The organism is Neobacillus sp. B4I6, from assembly GCF_050434045.1.
Classification (GTDB): Bacteria; Bacillota; Bacilli; order Bacillales; family Cytobacillaceae; genus Neobacillus.
In genome coordinates this window covers 3289207-3309856 of record NZ_JBNPWB010000002.1, presented here as the reverse complement: position 1 = coordinate 3309856, position 20650 = coordinate 3289207, and the positions used below count along the sequence as shown (strand labels likewise).

The 20650-nt window shown below is 37.4% G+C and carries 23 protein-coding genes and 1 other annotated feature; all 23 genes read left to right on the top strand.

Annotated elements, in window-relative coordinates; translation table 11 throughout:
• Positions 1-152: 152 nt before the first annotated feature.
• The 23 genes from murG (at position 153) to pyrR (ending at position 20481) form a co-directional block, all read left to right on the top strand.
• Positions 153-1256, top strand: a complete 1104-nt coding sequence (gene murG / locus QF028_RS18385) for an undecaprenyldiphospho-muramoylpentapeptide beta-N-acetylglucosaminyltransferase (protein WP_429467566.1) — start codon at positions 153-155, stop codon at positions 1254-1256.
• A 60-nt stretch (positions 1257-1316) separates the two neighbouring features.
• Positions 1317-2225, top strand: coding sequence for a UDP-N-acetylmuramate dehydrogenase (gene murB, locus QF028_RS18380; RefSeq protein WP_429467564.1), 909 nt, complete (start codon positions 1317-1319; stop codon positions 2223-2225).
• Positions 2226-2419: 194 nt separating this feature from the next.
• Complete coding sequence (locus tag QF028_RS18375) at positions 2420-3211, top strand: cell division protein FtsQ/DivIB (RefSeq protein WP_429467561.1); 792 nt, start codon at positions 2420-2422, stop codon at positions 3209-3211.
• Positions 3186-3896 carry a DUF881 domain-containing protein gene (locus QF028_RS18370; RefSeq protein WP_251032891.1) on the top strand — a complete coding sequence of 237 codons (711 nt, stop codon included), beginning with the start codon at positions 3186-3188 and terminating at the stop codon, positions 3894-3896. The genes QF028_RS18375 and QF028_RS18370 overlap by 26 nt, the downstream gene beginning before the upstream one ends.
• A 56-nt stretch (positions 3897-3952) precedes the next feature.
• Positions 3953-4684 (top strand): DUF881 domain-containing protein, encoded by a 732-nt coding sequence (locus QF028_RS18365; protein WP_168242717.1) that lies wholly within the window; start codon positions 3953-3955, stop codon positions 4682-4684.
• Complete coding sequence (locus QF028_RS18360; protein WP_215000253.1) at positions 4684-5046, top strand: small basic family protein; 363 nt, start codon at positions 4684-4686, stop codon at positions 5044-5046. The genes QF028_RS18365 and QF028_RS18360 overlap by 1 nt, the downstream gene beginning before the upstream one ends.
• A 122-nt stretch (positions 5047-5168) precedes the next feature.
• On the top strand, positions 5169-6467 hold the full coding sequence (ftsA, locus tag QF028_RS18355; RefSeq protein WP_214715978.1) for a cell division protein FtsA: 1299 nt from the start codon (positions 5169-5171) through the stop codon (positions 6465-6467).
• Between the two features lie 39 nt (positions 6468-6506).
• Entirely contained in the window at positions 6507-7643 is a 1137-nt protein-coding gene (gene ftsZ, locus QF028_RS18350) for a cell division protein FtsZ (protein ID WP_215000255.1), read from the top strand.
• 312 nt (positions 7644-7955) lie between these two features.
• Entirely contained in the window at positions 7956-8894 is a 939-nt protein-coding gene (gene spoIIGA / locus QF028_RS18345; RefSeq protein WP_429467555.1) for a sigma-E processing peptidase SpoIIGA, read from the top strand.
• Positions 8895-8938: 44 nt separating this feature from the next.
• Entirely contained in the window at positions 8939-9658 is a 720-nt protein-coding gene (sigE, locus tag QF028_RS18340) for an RNA polymerase sporulation sigma factor SigE (RefSeq protein ID WP_215000257.1), read from the top strand.
• Between the two features lie 161 nt (positions 9659-9819).
• The gene (gene sigG, locus QF028_RS18335) at positions 9820-10599 is read left to right on the top strand and encodes an RNA polymerase sporulation sigma factor SigG (protein WP_026566385.1); all 780 of its coding nucleotides are present in this window, start codon (positions 9820-9822) and stop codon (positions 10597-10599) included.
• A gap of 95 nt (positions 10600-10694) precedes the next feature.
• Positions 10695-10964, top strand: a complete 270-nt coding sequence (locus tag QF028_RS18330; RefSeq protein WP_215000655.1) for a YlmC/YmxH family sporulation protein — start codon at positions 10695-10697, stop codon at positions 10962-10964.
• Between the two features lie 71 nt (positions 10965-11035).
• Positions 11036-11863: a peptidoglycan editing factor PgeF gene (gene pgeF / locus QF028_RS18325; protein ID WP_215000259.1), complete on the top strand. Its 828-nt coding sequence runs from the start codon at positions 11036-11038 to the stop codon at positions 11861-11863.
• Positions 11860-12537 (top strand): YggS family pyridoxal phosphate-dependent enzyme, encoded by a 678-nt coding sequence (locus tag QF028_RS18320; protein WP_429467551.1) that lies wholly within the window; start codon positions 11860-11862, stop codon positions 12535-12537. Before pgeF ends, QF028_RS18320 begins: the two co-directional genes overlap by 4 nt.
• A gap of 11 nt (positions 12538-12548) precedes the next feature.
• Entirely contained in the window at positions 12549-13016 is a 468-nt protein-coding gene (locus QF028_RS18315; RefSeq protein ID WP_098933036.1) for a cell division protein SepF, read from the top strand.
• A gap of 6 nt (positions 13017-13022) precedes the next feature.
• Complete coding sequence (locus tag QF028_RS18310; RefSeq protein WP_215000262.1) at positions 13023-13286, top strand: YggT family protein; 264 nt, start codon at positions 13023-13025, stop codon at positions 13284-13286.
• Positions 13287-13316: 30 nt separating this feature from the next.
• On the top strand, positions 13317-14090 hold the full coding sequence (locus QF028_RS18305) for an RNA-binding protein (RefSeq protein WP_429467548.1): 774 nt from the start codon (positions 13317-13319) through the stop codon (positions 14088-14090).
• An 87-nt stretch (positions 14091-14177) separates the two neighbouring features.
• Positions 14178-14693, top strand: coding sequence for a DivIVA domain-containing protein (locus QF028_RS18300; RefSeq protein WP_215000265.1), 516 nt, complete (start codon positions 14178-14180; stop codon positions 14691-14693).
• A gap of 49 nt (positions 14694-14742) precedes the next feature.
• Positions 14743-14985 (top strand) — a binding site (T-box leader).
• A 77-nt stretch (positions 14986-15062) separates the two neighbouring features.
• Positions 15063-17831, top strand: a complete 2769-nt coding sequence (ileS, locus tag QF028_RS18295; protein WP_429467546.1) for an isoleucine--tRNA ligase — start codon at positions 15063-15065, stop codon at positions 17829-17831.
• A 145-nt stretch (positions 17832-17976) separates the two neighbouring features.
• A complete protein-coding gene (locus tag QF028_RS18290; RefSeq protein ID WP_215000269.1) occupies positions 17977-18267 on the top strand; it encodes a hypothetical protein in 291 nt (96 codons plus the stop codon).
• A 112-nt stretch (positions 18268-18379) separates the two neighbouring features.
• Positions 18380-18871 carry a signal peptidase II gene (gene lspA, locus QF028_RS18285; protein ID WP_098933033.1) on the top strand — a complete coding sequence of 164 codons (492 nt, stop codon included), beginning with the start codon at positions 18380-18382 and terminating at the stop codon, positions 18869-18871.
• Positions 18843-19754, top strand: a complete 912-nt coding sequence (locus QF028_RS18280) for an RluA family pseudouridine synthase (protein WP_215000271.1) — start codon at positions 18843-18845, stop codon at positions 19752-19754. The genes lspA and QF028_RS18280 overlap by 29 nt, the downstream gene beginning before the upstream one ends.
• Before the next feature lie 184 nt (positions 19755-19938).
• Positions 19939-20481 carry a bifunctional pyr operon transcriptional regulator/uracil phosphoribosyltransferase PyrR gene (pyrR, locus tag QF028_RS18275; RefSeq protein ID WP_215000273.1) on the top strand — a complete coding sequence of 181 codons (543 nt, stop codon included), beginning with the start codon at positions 19939-19941 and terminating at the stop codon, positions 20479-20481.
• Positions 20482-20650: the final 169 nt, after the last annotated feature.

Sequence of the window (20650 nt, the reverse complement as noted above, 5' to 3'; positions counted from 1 at the left end):
TGTTTAGCAGCAGGGTTCTTTTTATTTTTAGCGAAATCTAATTCATAAGGTTACAATTAGATAACATTCTTTTTTCATATGCATTATTTCGTTCGTTTTTATAGTAAGATAGTTATGGCAATCAGGTGTTAAATAGTTAATGAGGTGGAAAAATGAAAATAGTTGTTAGCGGTGGAGGGACTGGCGGACATATCTATCCTGCTCTCGCACTAATTCGAGAAATTCAGAAACAGAATAAAGATGCACAATTTTTATATATTGGGACTAAAAATGGTTTGGAAAGTAAGCTTGTTCCGATGGAGAATATTTCTTTTAAAGCTATTCATATTACTGGTTTTCAAAGAAAGCTTTCCTTTGAAAATATAAAAACTGTCCTACGTTTTCTAAAAGGAGTCAAAGACAGTAAGAGAATGTTAAAAGAGTTCAAACCTGATATTGTCATTGGAACAGGCGGATATGTATGCGGACCTGTTGTTTATGCTGCGTCAAAGCTCGGTATCCCAACGATTATCCACGAACAAAATAGTGTTCCTGGACTTACCAATAAATTTTTAAGCCGTTATGTAAATAAAATTGCGATTTGTTTTGAAGAAGCAAAAGAATTCTTTCCGAAAGAGAAGACTGTTTTCACAGGTAATCCTCGTGCATCCGAAGTAATTGGCAAGGATGGGATTCAAGGACGTCTTGCAGCTGGGCTTAGTACAACAATACCAGTAGTTTTAATCTTTGGCGGCAGCCGTGGTGCCAGGCCAATTAATGAGGCTGTTGTAAAGGCATTTGGGGAATTGGCTGAAAAGCCATATCAAATTCTTTATATTACAGGTGACGTACATTTTGAGGATGTCAAAAAAGAAGTAGATCTAATTGGAAACCCCAAAAATGTAGTAATTAAGCCCTTTATTCATAATATGCCAGAGGTTCTGGCGGGGATTGATCTAGTCGTTTCAAGAGCAGGAGCAACGACACTAGCAGAGATTACCTCGCTCGGTATTCCAAGCATTCTTATTCCTAGCCCGTATGTTACAAATAATCATCAAGAGAAAAACGCTAAATCTTTAAGTGACCATGGTGCGGCAGAATTACTATTAGAAAAAGATTTAAATAATAAAAGTCTTGTGAACCACATCGATCGTATTCTCTTAAATAAAGAAAATTTAAAGGAAATGAAGCTAAAAGCTAAAAAAATGGGTGTGCCTGATTCAGCTAATAGACTGTATTCATTAATGCAAGAGCTTGTAAAAACAAATCAAAGGTAGCCCAAAATCGTTTTTAGCATAAAATGAAATAAATGCATCTTCGAAAGATAGGTGGTAAATATGGACGCAATAATAACGGAATTACAAAATTCAAATATAGGAAAAGTGAAAATAAGTGAACCTCTTGTCAACCACACCACAATCAAAATCGGCGGTCCTGCTGATCTTTTTATTGAGCCTTCATCAGTTGAAAATTTAAAACAGGTGATGGGTTTGGTAAAAAAACACAGCTTAAATTGGCGGGCGATTGGCAGGGGTTCTAATCTTTTAGTCTCTGACAAAGGAATCGAAGGAGCAGTAATTAAACTTGGCTCTGGAGTGGATGGACTTAAAATTAATGGCTCAGAGATTACAGTAGGAGGCGGACATTCCCTGATAAGTTTGGCTACACTTATTAGCAAGAAAGGGATGGCCGGATTAGAATTTGCCAGTGGAATCCCTGGGTCTGTTGGCGGTGCTGTTTATATGAATGCTGGTGCACACGGCTCAGATATTAGCAAAATACTGACAAGGGCTCATATTTTATTTGAAGATGGGACGATGGAGTGGCTTTCGAATGACGAAATGAAATTCTCGTATAGAACATCTGTCTTGCAGAAAATTAGACCAGGCATTGTTGTAGAAGCTGCATTTCAACTTGTCGAAGGTGATAAAGCAGTCATTGTATCACAAATGATCAAGAATAAGGATTATCGAAAAGATACCCAACCATGGAATTTTCCCTGTGCTGGTAGTATATTCAGGAACCCGCTTCCGAATTACGCAGGAAAATTAATAGAAGATGCTGGGTTAAAGGGATATAGTATTGGCGGTGCAAAAATATCGGAAATGCATGGGAATTTTATAGTAAATGCTGGAAATGCTACTGCAGCAGATGTGCTTGCCTTAATTCAGCATGTAAAGGATACCATTTACAGCCTTTATAATGTAAAAATGGAAACAGAGGTAGAAATAATCGGACGGAAATAAGAAAGAAATAATCGTACGAATGACAAATATTGTGTTATAATTACTGATAATATTATAGGTGCAACCTCGAAAAGTAACTGACGGCATGATTTTTCGTGCCGTTGTTTCTCTTTTCAAGGTAACACTATCGAATGTTTGGACAGGCTTAGTTAGCTATTCCTGAGGCAGCTGCTTTTTATTTGGAGGAATAATAAATGGAAAAAGGTAAAATCGTTGCTCTCGAGGATCGTATCCCTCAACTTAAAGAGCAAAGACGACGAAAAGCGAATAGACGCCTTGTGCTCCTGTTAATTCTGTTTTTTACAATGATAGTAGTTATCGCCTACTCACAATCACCATTAAGTCATGTAAAGACGATAACAATAAAAGGCAATGGAGTGTATTCCGCTGAAGAATTAGTCAGTCAGAGCGGCCTTTCGAATAATACGAATATTTGGAAAATAAAGAAGGACGAAACCATTGTAAAATTACAGCGATTATCCGAGATCAAAAGAGCTGATATTCAGATTCACTGGCCTAGTACAGTTATTATTCAAGTAAAAGAATATAAAAGAATTGCCTATCTAAAACAAGGGAATAATTTCCTTCCAGTTATGGATAATGGGAAAATTTTAAAAAATCAAGAAGCAAATAAAATTCCTGTTAATTCTCCAATTTTATTTGAGTTTAAAGAAGGGGCAGCCCTCAATCAATTGGTTAAAGAGTTAGAAAAACTTCCTAGAGAAATTACAAACTCGATCTCTGAAATCCATTATACTCCCAAGAAAACAGATCCATTTCATATATCCTTATTTATGAATGATGGATTCGAGGTGAGTGCGACATTAAGAAGTTTTTCAGAAAAAATGGTGCATTATCCCTCAATTATCTCCCAATTAGATCCTAACAAAAAGGGAATTATTGACTTAGAAGTTGGATCTTACTTTAAGGCTTTTGAAACAGAAGGGGAGGAAAAAGAAGTTGAGCAAGATAAAGGTGAAGGGTAAACATGTTATCTTGTCCCTCGTCTGCCTTGTATTAGGATTTATGATTGCCTTTTCTTATCATTTGACGCAAATAGAAAATAAAAATGAGAAGCCGAATGTATCGGGTAAACAGTGGGAAAAGACACTTGCATTAAGAAATCAATTAATTGAAGAAGAAAAGAGTAATCGAGAACTGCAAAAGGAGTTACATCAAAAACAAGATTTGGTTCTTAAAAATGAAAAAGACCTCTCAAAGGAAGCACAGGTCTTTCTTAATCTTGCTGAGGATGCCGAAAAATATCGTATGTTCTTGGGGAAGGTGAAGGTACAGGGTAAAGGGGTTAAGATTACTCTCACTGACGGTGCATACGACCCAAAAGAAGACAATATTAATAATTACCTTGTTCATGAACACCATGTATTTAAAGTGGTGAATGAACTATATATATCAGGAGCAGCAGCTGTTGCTATAAATGGGCAAAGGCTGACAAGTCATTCTTATATTATTTGTAATGGACCGGTTATTACTGTGGATGGAATTGAACATCCAGCACCATTTATTATTACAGCAATCGGAGACCCTGACGTCCTTTCATCATCAATAAACTTAGTTGGAGGGGTTAAGGATCAACTAGTGAACGATAATATTGTTTTTACATTAGAAAAAAATGATGAAATTGTTCTAAATCCAATTCTAGGGAGTTAGCCATTTTCAGGAGTATTGTCCACGGGATGATTATATAAAAGGTTAGGTGAAAAAAGGTGGACAACCAAAAAATTAATGCAAGTTTTACATTAATAGCAATTTTGGTCGGTTTCATGATTGCGATCCAATTTCAAACAGTAAAAAAACCTGCTGAACGTGACACACGCGATATTTGGCAGCTTCGTGAAGCGTTACTTAAAGAAAAAGAACTTCAATCCAATTTATTAAGTGAAATTCGTTCAAATGAAGAAAAGCTGGCAGCCTATGAATCTAAGCGAAAACAAAGTAAGGAACAAGCTTTAAAGGATACATTAGATGAATTAAAGATTGAAGCTGGATTATCCAAAATTACTGTTCCAGGAATTACCTTACATATTGAGCCAGTAATCGAAGAAATAAAGCCGGGTACTCCAGTTAATAGGGTGGTTTCACCAGAACTTTTAAAAAGATTACTTAATGAATTGAATATGTACGAAGCAAAATATGTTGCGATTGATGGACGAAGAATTATTAATACGACTGTCATTCGAGACATCAATCGGGAAACAAAAATCGATGGACATACAATTAATAGTTTGCCGATAGAAGTTATCGTGGGTGTAGATGATAATAATACAGCTGAAAAGTTATACAATCGGATGAAAGTATCTAAATCTACGGAAGAATTTTTTATTGAAAATCTCAGACTTTCCATTTCAAAACCAAATCCGAACGTAACGGTACCTGCCTATGATAATTCCATTCGTATCCGCTACATGGAACCGACAAAAGAAGGAGGCGATTCTTAATGTGGCTTCCATTCATTGGATTAATAATTGGAATCATACTTGGTTTGTTAACGGAGATTCGAATACCTGAAGAATATTCCAATTATTTGTCGATTGCTGTCTTAGCGGCATTCGACACACTTTTCGGCGGCATCAGGGCATACCTGCAAAATATATATGATGAAAAAGTGTTTGTTTCAGGATTCTTTTTTAATATAATGCTTGCTGCAAGTTTAGCTTTTCTCGGTGTTCATCTTGGTGTAGACTTGTATTTAGCGGCAGTTTTCGCGTTTGGTGTCAGATTATTTCAGAATATTGCCGTAATAAGGCGAATAATATTGACGAAATGGTCAACAAGCAAAGAAAAAGTAGAAAAAAATTGAAACTTTTTAAAGGGAATCATTTTAGTTGTGACGAATAATTTAAATATTACTATGGAAACTTTTATTGAACAAAAAAAATAGTTGTTGTTCAACTTAAGGAAATCTAAAGGAGGTGCCAAAGAATGAACAGCAATGAAATATATGTTAGTCTTGACATCGGTACATCCAGTGTGAAAGTTATCATTGGTGAAATGGTCAATGACTCGGGTAAAGACTCGTTAAATATAATTGGTGTTGGAAATGTGCAATCCGAAGGATTGCGCAAAGGGTCGATAGTGGACATGGACGACACCGTTCATTCGATTAGAAGGGCAATTGAGCAAGCAGAAAGAATGATTGGGATGGAAATCAGAGATGTGGTGGTTGGCATTTCTGGAAACAATGTTATGCTTCAACAATGTCATGGTATTGTAGCTGTTTCAAGCCAAAACCGAGAGATTACGAATGAGGATGTCATTCGTGTTATTGAAGCATCCCACGTTGGTTCTATCCCGCCTGAGAGAGAGAACATTGGCGTTATTCGAAAACAATTTATACTGGATGGAAAAGATGAAATTAATGATCCCCGCGGTATGATTGGGGTTCGCTTGGAAATGGATGGAACACTCATTACCGGATCCAAATCGATCATCATTAATACACTTCGCTGTGTAGAACGCGCTGGACTTGAGATTGTAGACATTGTCCTTCAGCCTTTGGCTGCAGGAGATTATGCTTTGTCAAAGGATGAGAAGAACCTCGGGGTAGCTCTTATTGACCTTGGTGGAGGATCTACAACGATCGCTGTTTTCGAAGAAGGATTTATCACACAAACGAGTGTCATTCCAGTTGGCGGAGATTATATCACGAAAGATCTTTCTGTAGGGTTACGGACTTCGACAGAAGATGCAGAAAAAATCAAAGTAAAACATGGACACGCATTTTATGATGAGGCTTCAGAGGATGAAGTATTCAGTGTACCAATAATCGGCAGTGATCAGCATCAACAATTTAATCAGCTTGAGATATCTGATATTATTGAAGCAAGAATGGAAGAAATTTTTGAACTAGTTTTACATGAAATGAAACGCCTAGGATTAAGTGATCTTCCTGGCGGTTATGTTTTAACTGGCGGCATGGCTAATATGCAAGGTGTTCTAGAACTTGCCCAGGTGATTTTACAAAATCGAGTACGGATTGCCGTCCCTGACTATATTGGTGTGAGAGAACCTCAATATACTACAGCTGTCGGTTTAATTAAATATGCCTACAAGAATGCTAGATTACCAGGTGGTACCATTGGTTCATCGACTATTTCTGAACCTGTAGAAAAGAGAGTACCAAAACAACAACAACAACAACCTAAAGCAAAAGTAGAAAAACATCCGGAAGAAAAGATGTCATCAAAAGTAAAGAAATTCCTTGGTTACTTTTTTGAATAGGAAAATCAAAAAGGGAAGCGACGAATTAGGAGGATTGTCATGTTAGAATTTGATACAAATTTAGATTCTCTTGCAACAATAAAAGTAATCGGTGTAGGCGGCGGTGGTAATAACGCGGTAAACCGAATGATTGAACATGGCGTTCAAGGGGTAGAATTTATCGCTGTAAATACTGATGCTCAAGCATTAAATCTTTCTAAAGCAGAAGTTAAGATGCAGATTGGCGCAAAACTTACTCGTGGACTAGGTGCAGGTGCTAATCCTGATGTGGGAAAGAAAGCAGCAGAAGAAAGTAAAGAACAGCTTGAAGCTGCATTAAGCGGAGCAGATATGGTATTTGTTACAGCTGGAATGGGTGGAGGAACAGGAACTGGTGCTGCACCAGTTATTGCTCAGATTGCCCGTGACTTAGGTGCATTGACGGTGGGTGTTGTCACACGTCCGTTTACATTTGAAGGTAAAAAACGATCAGGTCAAGCATCAGGCGGAATCGGTGCGATGAAGGAAGCTGTAGATACACTAATTGTGATTCCTAATGATCGTCTTCTAGAAATCGTTGACAAAAGTACGCCAATGCTTGAAGCTTTCCGTGAAGCAGACAATGTCCTCAGGCAGGGTGTACAAGGTATATCAGATTTAATTGCTGTCCCTGGTCTAATTAACTTGGACTTTGCAGACGTAAAAACAATTATGTCTAATAAGGGTTCAGCGTTAATGGGTATTGGTGTATCTGCCGGTGAAAATCGTGCAGCTGAAGCCGCTAAGAAAGCAATTAGTTCTCCTTTATTAGAAACCTCTATTGATGGAGCACAAGGAGTACTTATGAACATTACAGGTGGCACAAACTTAAGTCTTTACGAAGTTCAAGAAGCTGCCGATATTGTAGCAACCGCATCTGACCAGGAAGTAAATATGATTTTTGGTTCTGTTATCAATGAAACGCTTAAAGAAGAAATTATTGTTACAGTCATCGCAACAGGCTTTAAAGAAGAAAGCATGCAGCCAAAAGCAACTCGTCCTACTTTTGGACAAACCAAGCCGACAATTGGCAATGTTAAGAGAGAGCAGCCAAAACGCGAAGAGGTTCAGCAAGAACCCGTTCGACACACCCAAGTTTCCCAAGAAGAAACTTTGGATATTCCAACCTTCTTACGTAACCGTAATCGGAGAAGATAAATAACGAATCATCTAAGAAAGGCATGGCCAATTATGGGTCATGTCTTTTTTTATTTGGGTGATGTTAAAGCTCATTGTTGATTTTGACACTATGTTAATTGGAGCGGAAAGCGAAGTGCTGGAGCGGAAATCAACAGGCAGTATACAGAGCTTTTATTTATTGCAACAAAATCTATCTGACAAAATCCGTTGTGAATAGTGGAAAATTCTGTTTTTTTGATTACAGAAAGTGACACACTTCAGCCATGCAAGTACGTTATACTTTTTCGTAAACAGAAAGGAAAAGCTGACAATTTAAAGGGAGGAAGCTGGTTGACTATTTATTTAGATGTGATTTGGGCACTAAATTTGTTTTTTGATAGCCTGCTTCTGTATTTAACAGCTATTTTTCTAAAAAGAGAAATTAAATTAGGGAGACTACTTGCCGGCGGATTAATTGGTTCAATGATAATTTTATTATCATTTACACCATTAAATGTCTATACAAGCCATCCAATTTCAAAATTCATGTTTTCAATCTTGATGGTGTTAATTACCTTTGGGTATAAGCGAATGACTTTTTTCATTAAAGCCTTAATGACGCTATATGTTTCAACTTTTTTAATTGGCGGGGCATTAATGGGGGCACATTATTTTATTCAATATGACTCTGAATTGACAACTAAGGTCCTAATGACCAGTGTAAAAGGTTTTGGAGACCCAATTAGTTGGGTATTCGTTCTTATTGGTTTTCCGGTTGCCTGGCATTTCTCAAGAAAAAATGTAGAAAGTATGGAGATGACCAAAATTCAATTTGATCAAATTGTTAAAGTAACCGTGCAAATTGAAAATGAAACACTTACTTTTAAAGGATTAGTGGATAGTGGAAACCAACTTTATGATCCGTTGTCAAAGCTTCCTGTTATGTTCGTCTCAATTAAAAACCAACTAGATACAATCCCAGAAACGATACAGAAACTGGCGGATGATCCAGAAATACTTTTAAAAGGGAGTGGAGAAATCCCAGAGGAATGGCAAAGCAGGCTCAGGATCATCCCTACTCGCGTGATCGGACAAGAGCATCAGCTTATTATAGCGGTTAAACCTGAAAGCATATTGATCGAACATAACGGCACTCAGTATCTATGTGAAAAAGGCCTTGTATCTTTTACAATAAAGCAACTTTCTAGTGAGGATGCATTTCAATGTATTGTTCATCCAAAAATGCTAACTGGGCATAAACAGCAAACTGAAACCGTTAAGGTGAGTTAATATTACTATACTCAGAAAAACATATTTTAGAAGGAGGAACACGCATGAAAAAATGGAGGATTCGCTTATCCTACTACTGGTATAAACTATTAATGAAATTGGGCTTAAAAACGGATGAAGTTTATTATATTGGTGGCAGCGAAGCATTACCGCCTCCTTTGAGTAAAGATGAAGAAGAGTTGTTGTTAAAAAAACTACCGGGTGGTGATAAAGCCGCAAGGTCGATATTAATTGAACGTAATCTCCGTCTAGTTGTTTATATTGCTAGAAAATTTGAGAATACAGGTATTAATATCGAGGATTTAATTAGTATCGGGACCATTGGATTGATTAAAGCCGTAAATACCTTTAATCCTGAGAAAAAAATAAAACTTGCTACATACGCCTCTAGATGTATCGAGAATGAGATTCTCATGTACTTACGACGTAATAATAAGATCAGATCAGAGGTTTCCTTTGATGAACCTTTGAACATTGATTGGGATGGAAATGAGCTTTTATTATCTGATGTATTAGGAACAGATGATGATATTATCACAAAAGACCTAGAGGCCAATGTGGACCGAAAGTTATTAACAAAAGCACTGCATCAGCTTACAGACCGTGAAAAACAAATAATGGAGCTTCGGTTTGGTCTGACCAACGGGGAAGAAAAAACCCAAAAAGACGTAGCTGACATGCTGGGAATTTCCCAATCCTATATATCAAGATTAGAAAAAAGAATCATAAAAAGACTAAGAAAAGAATTTAATAAGATGGTTTAAGAAAAGAAAATTTTTTTCATTCAAAAAACCTAAGAATTTCGCGACTTAATTACATTTTTCGACAAATATGCACTTGTCCACCATCGTGGATAAGTGCATATTTTTCCTCCTCAAGGAAATACTGTTTTTTGTACAGCAACTCCTGTGAGGAGGGAAAAGGATTGACTCGAAATAAAGTTGAAATTTGCGGTGTGGACACAGCAAAACTTCCTGTATTAAAAAATGAAGAAATGAGAATACTCTTCAAGCAAATGCAAGAGGGCGATATTTATGCCAGAGAAAAGCTCGTCAACGGTAATTTACGACTCGTATTAAGTGTCATTCAACGATTTAACAATCGAGGCGAGTTTGTTGACGACCTGTTTCAGGTTGGCTGTATTGGACTGATGAAATCAATCGATAACTTTGATTTAGGTCAAAACGTAAAGTTTTCGACTTATGCCGTACCAATGATTATTGGAGAAATTCGAAGGTATCTACGTGATAATAATCCAATTCGCGTTTCAAGGTCCTTGAGGGATATAGCTTATAAGGCCCTCCAAGTAAGGGAGCGATTGATGAGCGAAACTTCACGTGAACCCACTGCAGAAGAAATTGCAAAGGTCTTAGAAGTTCCACACGAAGAAATCGTGTTCGCCCTTGATGCCATACAGGACCCAGTGTCCCTTTTCGAGCCAATTTATAATGATGGCGGCGACCCAATTTATGTAATGGACCAATTAAGCGACGAGAAAAATAAAGATATCCACTGGATTGAAGAAATTGCTTTAAAAGAAGGAATGCGAAGGTTAAACGATCGTGAAAAATTAATTTTACGTAAACGATTTTTTCAAGGAAAAACACAAATGGAAGTCGCGGATGAAATCGGGATATCTCAAGCTCAGGTTTCTCGACTAGAGAAAGCGGCCATAAGACAAATGAATAAAAATATTCAAAGTTAAGCTGTCCTTTGGGCAGCTTTATTTTTATTCTTTTTACTAAAATGATATCAACAATCATATATTTTCTATAGTAATAAAACTGGGAGTGAGAGATGATGGTGAAAATTTCCGAATTCCAAATAAAAGATGTGGTTAATGTATCAGACGGAAAAAGGCTTGGTAATATAGGTGATATAGAGATCAATTTAACCACAGGTAAAATTGATGCCGTCGTGATTAGTGGCAGCGGCAGAGTACTCGGCTTTTTTGGAAAAGATGATGACGTGGTTATTCCGTGGAAAAATATCATTAAAATTGGTCAGGACGTAATTTTGGTAAGGTATAAAGGAAATGAAGAGAGATTTCCAGCGGAAACAGAGGTTTGACAATAGTTATTTGCGGTGACCATTTTTTCATTTCATGGTAAACTATAGAAAAAAACAAAAGAGGTATGGTAATGGAACCCTTTGTTTTAAAGAATGAGTCATTTTTTTCAATAGAAAGCTGGATAAGGCAATTTCCTGGTTTGGCTGCGGGTATGACAACCAAAAATGGAGGAGCGAGTAAAGGGAATTACGAAACCCTAAACCTTGGCTTTCATGTTGGAGATGACAGAAGCGATGTTTGCATCAACCGAGGAAAAGTTTCTGAACTTCTGAAGTTTCCTCTAAACACCTGGGTTGGGGCAGAACAAACACATGGTATTCATCTTAAGAAAATTTCAAAAGCAGATCGAGGTAAAGGGTCAAAATCCTATGAAGATTCTTTTAAAGACACTGATGGTTTTTATACGAATGAGGAGGGTATTCTTTTATCGCTTTGCTTTGCCGACTGCGTCCCTCTTTTTTTTATTGCACCTGAATCAAGGATGATTGGAATTGCTCATGCTGGCTGGAAAGGGACCGTTGGTCAAATTGCCAAGGAAATGATAAATGCATGGGGAAGAGAAGGAATTAATCCCCAACAGATTTTTGTGGCAATTGGCCCATCAATTTGTGAAAAATGTTATATTGTTGATCAGCGTGTTATAAATTTAGTTGAAAATACACTAGTAGATGTCGAAACATTACCCTATAATTTAATTAATGATGGCCAATACTCTTTAGATTTACGTGAAGTAAACAGACAAATTATTGTCAATTCAGGTGTACCTGATATTAATATTCAGATGACTGGATTTTGTTCTAGTTGTGATAAAGAGTTTTTTTCCTACCGACGTGATCAAGGTAGGACAGGAAGAATGGTAAGTTTTATTGGCTGGAAGGAGACTACGAAAAGTTTATGAGTGTTGCAGTAAAGTTTGAAAAAATAAAACAACAAATTATTGAGACATGCCATCGAGTAGACCGGGACCCTGAAGAGGTGAAAGTGATAGGCGTTACGAAATATGTTAGTACGGAGAGAGCTATTGAAGCATTACAAGCGGGCATCATAAATTTAGGTGAAAATCGTGATGAGGGGCTCCTTCATAAGTGGGAAGTTCTTAAGGACAAGCCTAATTGGCATTACATCGGTTCGCTTCAGACGCGAAAAGTAAAAAATATAATTAATATAGTTGAATATATTCATTCTTTGGACCGGATTTCTCTTGCAGAAGAAATCAATAAACGAGCAGAACAAAAGGTAAAATGCCTGGTTCAAGTCAACGTCTCTGGAGAAGAATCTAAGCACGGCTTAAGTCCTGAAGATGCGATAGTCTTTATTGAATCGCTTCGCAAATTTGAGAGGATTAGCGTGGAAGGTTTAATGACAATGGCACCATTAACGGATGATGAAGACCAAATTCGAGAATGTTTTCGCAAATTAAGAGAACTTCGCGATCAAGTTCAAGCCCTAAATTTGGATTATGCCCCATGCACAGAGCTTTCGATGGGTATGTCTAATGATTATGTAATTGCTATTGAAGAAGGGTCAACAATGGTAAGAATAGGCACAGCGCTTGTTGGTGAAGATGGTTAGGAGAGAAGATAATGACGATTAAATCAAAATTAAAAACATTTTTCTTTTTAGATGATGAATATGATGATAATAATGATGATTATGCACAAACAGTTGAACCGGCTCCTGTAAAGCAAAAGCAACAGCATCTGCCAGTGGTAAAAAACCAAAATGTTGTTAGCTTGCAAAGCGTCCAAAAAACTACCACTTCATCAAAGTCATCCAAGGTAATATTAGTTGAACCACGTACATATTCTGAGTCAACTGATATTGCAGACCATTTAAAAAATCGCCGGGCAGTTGTAGTGAACCTGCAGCGGATTGATAGTGAACAAGGCAGGCAAATTGTTGATTTTCTAAGCGGAGTTGTCTATGCCCTCGGGGGTGACATTCAAAAAATTGGTTTAAGTATATTTTTATGTACTCCTGATAATGTTGAGGTGTCAGGAAATATATCCGATCTGATTCCTGACTTTGATAATCAAAATATGAGGTGGTAATGTTAAATGGCATTTGTATTTAGTTTATTACAACAGTTAATTCAAGTTTATTCGTGGGCATTAATTATTTATATTTTAATGTCCTGGTTTCCAAATGCTAGAGAGTCCTCAATTGGTCAATTTTTAGCAAAAGTTTGTGAACCTTATTTAGAGCCATTTAGAAAAATCATCCCACCTCTTGGTATGATGGATATATCACCTATTGTTGGATTTCTTGTTTTAAACTTCGCGAGCAGTGGTTTAGGCAGTGTATATCGCTGGCTTGCATAAGAATACTGAAACTAGGTTGTGTTTTGAAAAATGAATATTTACCAGCATTTCCGGCCAGAAGAACGAGAATATATTGACCAAGTGTTAAATTGGAAGGATTATGTCGAGACGCAATATACTCCTAAGTTAACAGATTTTCTTGATCCAAGGGAACAGCATATTCTAAAAATATTAATTGGTGAACATGGCCAAGTAAATTATAAACTTTTTGGCGGCAGCCCGGATGTTGAACGAAAAAGAGCCTTAATCTTTCCAGATTATCTAACCGCCATGGAAGAAGAATTTCAAATCAGTCTTTTTGAAATCCATTATCCAACCAAGTTCGTCACGATCGAACATCGACAGGTATTGGGTACGTTAATGTCTTTAGGGCTAAAGCGAGGGAAATTTGGTGATATCCTCAATAAGGATGATAAATGCCAATTTTTCGCTGCAAAGGAAATAAGCGACTATATAAAAACTAATGTCGAAACAATTGGCAGGGCTGGCGTTAAACTAACTGAAACCGATATCGAGAATGCCATCCGTACCAATGAATTATTGGTCGATAGTGATTTAACAGTATCTTCACTACGATTGGATACTGTTATTTCAGGTATTTATCATGTATCACGGCAAAAATCACAACTTCTTATTCAACAAGGGCTCGTGAAAGTGAATTGGACATTAACCGAAAATCCTTCATTTGAATGCGATGTTGGTGATATGATTTCAGTTAGAGGATACGGAAGAGCAAAAATTCTCGCCATCGAAGGGAAAACAAAAAAAGAAAAATGGCGAATAAATGTCGGAAAACAAAAATAACTACATAAGTAAAGAAGGAAATTCGAAGAATGTTGTCGAATAATTGCTTATACATATAGAATTAGAGATTGTATGGAGGTGGCATCAATGCCGTTAACACCGTTGGATATTCATAATAAAGAGTTTAATAAGGGTTTTAGAGGATATGATGAAGATGAAGTGAACGAATTTCTCGATCAAGTCATCAAAGATTATGAATTAGTACTCAGAGAGAAAAAAGAAATGGAAGAACGCTTAAACGATATGAATGAGCGTCTTGGTCATTTTGTTACTATTGAGGATACTCTGAATAAATCAATCATCATTGCTCAAGAAGCTGGGGAAGATGTAAAACGTAATGCCCAAAAGGAAGCGAAGTTAATCATTAAGGAAGCAGAGAAAAACGCGGATCGAATTGTCAATGATTCACTTTCAAAAGCAAGGAAAATTGCTCTTGAAATCGAGGATTTAAAAAAACAATCCAAAGTATTCCGAACTCGGTTTAAAATGTTGATTGAAGCTCAGCTTGATATGTTGAACACGGATGATTGGGATCACTTATTAGAGTATGAGGTTGATGCGACAGAGCTAAAAGTTCATCAAGAAGAAGATTCATTAGCTTGACGAAATGCGTTTTTTTAGCATATAATTTCTTAACAGTTATAAAGAATGGTCAATGACGATGAAAGGGAAAGTACAATTTTCTATGGCTTTTTAAAAGCGAGTCGGGGGTGGTGGAAGCCCGGTAAAGTTGGAAATTGGAAAATCACCCTCGAGTTCCAGGTCGAACCTCCTTCTTTAAGGATAGTAGGCTTAGGCGTGTTATTCACGTTACGAATGTTTAAGAGGGTAGAACGATTATTTCGTACTATTTATCAGGGTGGTACCGCGGGAAAAAAACCTTCTCGTCCCTATTTTGGGATGAGAGGGTTTTTTTTGTTTGTCTATTGGCTATTCTTTGTTATATGAAGAGGATTACAGGAGGAAGAAAAGATGGAATATAAAAATACGTTATTAATGCCGCAAACTGAATTTCCGATGCGTGGTAATCTTCCACAAAGAGAACCTGAGATTCAGGCAAAATGGGAAGAGATGAATATTTATAAAAAAGTCCAGGAACGGACCAAAGGACGTCCTATGTTTGTTTTACATGATGGTCCTCCGTATGCAAATGGTGATATCCATATGGGCCATGCCCTTAATAAAATTTTAAAAGATATGATTGTCCGTTATAAATCTATGAGTGGTTATCATGCACCATACGTACCTGGCTGGGATACACATGGACTCCCTATTGAGCAGGCGTTAACCAATAAGGGAGTGAAACGCAAAGAAATGACGGTTGCAGAATTCCGTCAACTTTGTACAAAATATGCTCTTGAACAAATTGATAATCAACGTGAACAATTTAAACGTCTTGGTGTCCGTGGTGACTGGGAAAATCCTTATATTACTCTAAACCCAGCATATGAAGCACAACAAATTAAGGTTTTCGGTGAAATGGCCAAAAAGGGTTATATTTATAAAGGTCTTAAGCCTGTCTATTGGTCCCCTTCAAGTGAATCAGCACTTGCAGAAGCAGAGATTGAATATCAGGATAAAAAGTCTGCATCCATTTATGTGGGCTTTAAGGTAAAGGATGGTAAAGGTGTCCTTGACACGGATACCCAAATTATTATCTGGACGACTACTCCATGGACAATTCCTGCAAACTTAGGAATTTCAGTGCATCCTGATTTAACTTATGTAGTGGTATCTGCAAATGAAAACAAATACCTAGTTGCTGAAGCTCTTCTGGAAGAAGTTTCGAAGGTAATTGGCTGGGAAGAAGCAACAGTTATTCAGAAGGTAAAAGGAAATGAATTAGAGCATATTCTTGCCATCCATCCTCTATATGGTCGTGATTCATTGGTCATGTTAGGTGAACATGTAACAACTGATGCCGGTACTGGATGCGTTCATACAGCACCAGGCCACGGGGAAGATGACTTCCATGTAGGTCAAAAATACGGTTTAGAAGTATTATGCCCTGTAGATGATAAAGGCGTGATGACAAGTGAAGCACCGGGCTTTGAAGGATTATTTTACGATAAAGCTAATAAACCAATTACACAAGCATTAGAAGATGCAGGTGCACTACTTAAGCTTTCGTTTATAACTCACTCTTATCCTCACGACTGGAGAACGAAGAAGCCGGTTATCTTCCGTGCTACAGCCCAGTGGTTTGCTTCTATTAAGGATTTCCGTAATGAATTACTCGATGCGGTGAAGGAAACCAAGTGGATTCCTGCTTGGGGTGAAACGCGGTTATTTAATATGGTGCGTGACCGTGGGGACTGGTGTATTTCCCGTCAACGTGTCTGGGGGGTACCAATTCCTGTTTTTTATGCAGAAAATGGGGAAGAAATCATCACTGATGAAACGATCAATCATGTTTCAGATTTATTCCGTGAGTATGGTTCTAATATTTGGTTTGAACGTGAGGCAAAAGATTTACTTCCGGAGGGCTTTACCAATCAAGGAAGTCCAAACGGAACATTTACAAAGGAAACGGATATCATGGACGTGTGGTTTGATTCAGGTTCCTCACATCAAGCAGTGTTACTTGAAAGAGATGATTTAGTTCGACCTGCCGACCTTTATCTTGAAGGCTCTGATCAGTATCGTGGCTGGTTTAACTCGTCATTATCAACTGCGGTTGCTGTGACAGGTGAAGCACCGTATAAAGGAGTATTAAGCCATGGCTTTGCTCTTGACGGTGAAGGTAGAAAGATGAGTAAATCAATCGGGAATGTAGTGATCCCTGCAAAAGTGATGAATCAATTAGGCGCAGATATCTTACGCCTTTGGGTTGCTTCCGTTGATTATCAAGCAGATGTTCGTGTTTCCGATGCTATTTTGAAACAGGTTGCTGAAGTGTATCGTAAAATTCGAAATACTTTCCGATTCTTATTGGGGAATTTAGCAGACTTTACCCCGGCAGATAGAGTTCCTTATGAAAATCTACGGGAAGTCGATCAATTCATGCTTGTTAAATTAAATAAGCTGATTAAAAATGTTCGTAAGGCCTATGAAAACTATGAATTTGCAGGTATTTATCATGCGATTAATAATTTCTGTACCCTTGATTTAAGTTCATTCTATCTAGATTTTGCAAAAGATGTCCTTTATATTGAGGCAACAGATAATCATGAGCGTCGTGCGATCCAGACAGTTTTATATGAATCACTTCTCGCTTTAACTAAGTTGGTTTCGCCAATTCTGTCCCATACAGCTGATGAGGTGTGGAAATTCATTCCATCTGTAACAGAAGAAAGTGTTCAATTGACTGACCTTCCAGAATACCAGGAGTTGAGCAATGCAAATGCTTTGGAAGAAAAGTGGACTGAATTCATGAATCTGCGTGATGATGTGTTAAAAGCACTTGAAGAAGCCCGTAATCAAAAGGTGATTGGTAAATCGTTAACCGCAAAAGTAACCCTGTATGTTAATGAAAAATCGAGACAGCTATTAGATTCTATTGATGAAAATATGAAACAGTTGTTTATTATCTCAGGCTTCGAAGTAGCGGGAACATATGAGGAAGCACCTGAACATGCGGTGAAATTAGAAACTGCAGCCATTGTTATTACGAAAGCTGAGGGAGAAACATGTGAGCGTTGCTGGATTGTTACACCGGAAGTAGGTCAAAATCCAGAACATTCCACACTTTGCAACCGTTGTGCGGACGTAGTAAAAGAAAACTATACCCATTTAGCATAAATAAAGCGAAGCCCTGTGCAAAAATGCACAGGGCTTTTAATTTTTTCCTTCTCCGTTAATTGTTGTAGTTGTTGTCAAATGTTTTTCCGAGTTAAGTAATACATGACGGAAATAATAAGAAAAATGAGTAACGGAGGTAACAACTATGAATGCATCGCAGGAAAAGCTGTTCTTTGAACTCCGTCAAACGAAAGAAGAAATCGAATATTCGTTAAAAAATAAACAAGGAAAAAATTGGTTTACAACCATTTTGGAAGAGGAATTGTCAGATACTATTACAGCAATCCAAAAGTTAGAAAATGGGAATTTTGGGCAATGTGAAATTTCCGGTGAATTTTTATCCGCTGATTTATTAAAGATGATTCCCACCTTAAAATCACAAAGAGACTCAGAGTATTTGGAAAGTTACTTCAAAAAATCAATTTACCATTCTTAATTAATAATGTTCCATTTTCGTTTAGCGAAAAAGTATGCTAAAATGCTTAAGAAGTATGAAAAGCGAAAGCGCCTAGAATCGCAAGTCTAGGTTGATGTGGAGGTATTTCTTAGTGTTTTATTACTTAATCGCTCTTTTTGTTATTTTATTAGATCAAATTACGAAATGGTTAATTGTAAGCAACATGTATCTAGGAGAAAGTATTACCATCATTGATAAAATTTTCTATATTACTTCTCATCGTAATCGTGGAGCAGCATGGGGGATATTACAAGGTCAAATGTGGCTTTTTTATGTAATTACTGTCATTGTAATAGTTGCTATTATGTATTATCTTTACAAAGCAGTAAAAGGAAAATGGCTGCTAGGGTTATCGTTAGCATTAATGCTCGGAGGTGCCATAGGCAATTTTATTGACCGTGTGATTCGTAAGGAAGTTGTCGACTTCATTCATACGTATGTTTTTGGCTATAATTTCCCAGTCTTTAATATCGCAGACTCAGCTTTAGTGATCGGTGTCATCATGTTAATGATTCAAATGTTGCTAGAAGAGAGAGAATCAAAGGAGAAATCATATGGAGAAAATGGAACACACCATTCTTGAGGAGCAAAAAGGAGATCGGATTGATAAGGTGATCTCAAGCTTTGATGAAGAATGGTCCCGAACACAAGTACAGCAATGGATAAAAGAAGGTAATGTCCTTGTGAACGGACAACAGATTAAAACCAATTATAAATGCAGCACAAATGATAAAATTGAGATCACAATACCAGACCCAGAAGAACTAGATGTTTTACCTGAAGATCTAAACTTAGAAATTTTTTATGAAGATAAAGATGTATTGGTTGTAAATAAACCAAGAGGGATGGTTGTTCATCCGGCACCAGGGCATTTGTCAGGGACATTAGTCAATGGTTTAATGTTCCACTGTAAGGATTTATCGGGTATTAATGGTGTATTAAGACCCGGGATTGTTCACCGGATTGATAAAGATACTACTGGGCTGTTGATGGTGGCCAAAAATGATATGGCTCACGAAAGCCTTGTCAATCAATTGGTGGCTAAAACTGTCACTCGTAAATATAAAGCGATTGTCCATGGTGTCATTCCACATGACTTTGGAACTGTTGATGCTCCGCTAGGCAGGGATACAAAAGACCGCCAAAGCATGACAGTTGTTGACCACGGAAAACATGCCGTCACTCATTTCCATGTGATTGAACGGTTTAAAGACTTTACTTTTGTAGAGTGCCAATTAGAAACTGGTCGAACACACCAAATTCGTGTTCATATGAAATATATTGGCTATCCTCTCGCTGGTGATCCAAAATATGGACCGAAAAAAACACTGGACATAGAAGGACAAGCCTTGCATGCAGGTGTGCTTGGATTTAACCACCCGAGAACTAACGAATATTTAGAATTTGAAGCGCCGCTTCCAGAAGATATCGAATTGTTGCTAACACAGCTTCGAAATAATCGTTGACATAGTTGTTTATTTAAAGTAAGATGATTTTAGCTTAATAAGCCTTTAAAACAGTCCCGAGAGGCTGAGAAGGAAACGGTTAAGATTATGGGCATACTATGTCCATATCTATGAATTAACTTGTTAACCTCTCACCAGAATTGGGTGAGAGGTTTTTTATTTTTACTAAAGAAGAAGGTGTAATATGAACCAAAAAGCTGTTGTCCTTGATGAACAAGCTATCGGTAGAGCGCTGACTAGAATTGCCCACCAAATTATTGAAAAAAACAAAGGTATAGAGGACTGCATTCTGGTTGGTATCCGGACGAGAGGCATCTATCTTGCGGATCGACTTGCAGCAAAAATTGAAGAGATTGAGGGCAAGTCGATTGCTATAGGTGAGATAGATATTACCCTTTATCGAGACGATTTAACTAAGAAGACGGAAAGTCAAGAGCCACTTGTTAAAGGCTCAGTTATTCCGGTTGGTATAAATAATAAAAAAGTAATTCTTGTTGATGATGTTTTATATACGGGAAGAACAGTTAGAGCTGGGCTGGATGCCTTAATGGATATAGGACGCCCATCAGTTATCCAACTTGCGGTATTAGTCGACCGAGGACATCGTGAACTCCCAATCCGGGCAGATTATGTAGGGAAAAATATCCCAACATCAAGTGACGAAAAAATCGTTGTTGAGTTAGCCGAAGTGGATAAGGTTGATCAAGTAAGTATATTTGAAAAATAAATAGCTACCCTTTTAAATTTAGTCCTGTGAGGCTGACAAAGGGGAATATGCCAACATGAGACTTCATTAAGGCATTTCCATACCCTCTTTGTACCTTTAATGGCTAAGAGGGTTTTTTTTATGAAAAAAATAGATACTAAAGTAAAGCAGTATATCATATGGGGGAAAT

Bases quoted from the DNA above. Each gene is read 5' to 3' on its own strand.
- murG (WP_429467566.1), top strand. From the start codon at position 153: ATGAAAATAGTTGTTAGCGGTGGAGGGACTGGCGGACATATCTATCCT.
- murB (WP_429467564.1), top strand. From the start codon at position 1,317: ATGGACGCAATAATAACGGAATTACAAAATTCAAATATAGGAAAAGTG.
- QF028_RS18375 (WP_429467561.1), top strand. From the start codon at position 2,420: ATGGAAAAAGGTAAAATCGTTGCTCTCGAGGATCGTATCCCTCAACTT.
- QF028_RS18360 (WP_215000253.1), top strand. From the start codon at position 4,684: ATGTGGCTTCCATTCATTGGATTAATAATTGGAATCATACTTGGTTTG.
- ftsA (WP_214715978.1), top strand. From the start codon at position 5,169: ATGAACAGCAATGAAATATATGTTAGTCTTGACATCGGTACATCCAGT.
- ftsZ (WP_215000255.1), top strand. From the start codon at position 6,507: ATGTTAGAATTTGATACAAATTTAGATTCTCTTGCAACAATAAAAGTA.
- sigE (WP_215000257.1), top strand. From the start codon at position 8,939: ATGAAAAAATGGAGGATTCGCTTATCCTACTACTGGTATAAACTATTA.
- QF028_RS18330 (WP_215000655.1), top strand. From the start codon at position 10,695: ATGGTGAAAATTTCCGAATTCCAAATAAAAGATGTGGTTAATGTATCA.
- pgeF (WP_215000259.1), top strand. From the start codon at position 11,036: ATGGAACCCTTTGTTTTAAAGAATGAGTCATTTTTTTCAATAGAAAGC.
- QF028_RS18320 (WP_429467551.1), top strand. From the start codon at position 11,860: ATGAGTGTTGCAGTAAAGTTTGAAAAAATAAAACAACAAATTATTGAG.
- QF028_RS18315 (WP_098933036.1), top strand. From the start codon at position 12,549: ATGACGATTAAATCAAAATTAAAAACATTTTTCTTTTTAGATGATGAA.
- QF028_RS18310 (WP_215000262.1), top strand. From the start codon at position 13,023: ATGGCATTTGTATTTAGTTTATTACAACAGTTAATTCAAGTTTATTCG.
- QF028_RS18305 (WP_429467548.1), top strand. From the start codon at position 13,317: ATGAATATTTACCAGCATTTCCGGCCAGAAGAACGAGAATATATTGAC.
- QF028_RS18300 (WP_215000265.1), top strand. From the start codon at position 14,178: ATGCCGTTAACACCGTTGGATATTCATAATAAAGAGTTTAATAAGGGT.
- ileS (WP_429467546.1), top strand. From the start codon at position 15,063: ATGGAATATAAAAATACGTTATTAATGCCGCAAACTGAATTTCCGATG.
- QF028_RS18290 (WP_215000269.1), top strand. From the start codon at position 17,977: ATGAATGCATCGCAGGAAAAGCTGTTCTTTGAACTCCGTCAAACGAAA.
- QF028_RS18280 (WP_215000271.1), top strand. From the start codon at position 18,843: ATGGAGAAAATGGAACACACCATTCTTGAGGAGCAAAAAGGAGATCGG.
- pyrR (WP_215000273.1), top strand. From the start codon at position 19,939: ATGAACCAAAAAGCTGTTGTCCTTGATGAACAAGCTATCGGTAGAGCG.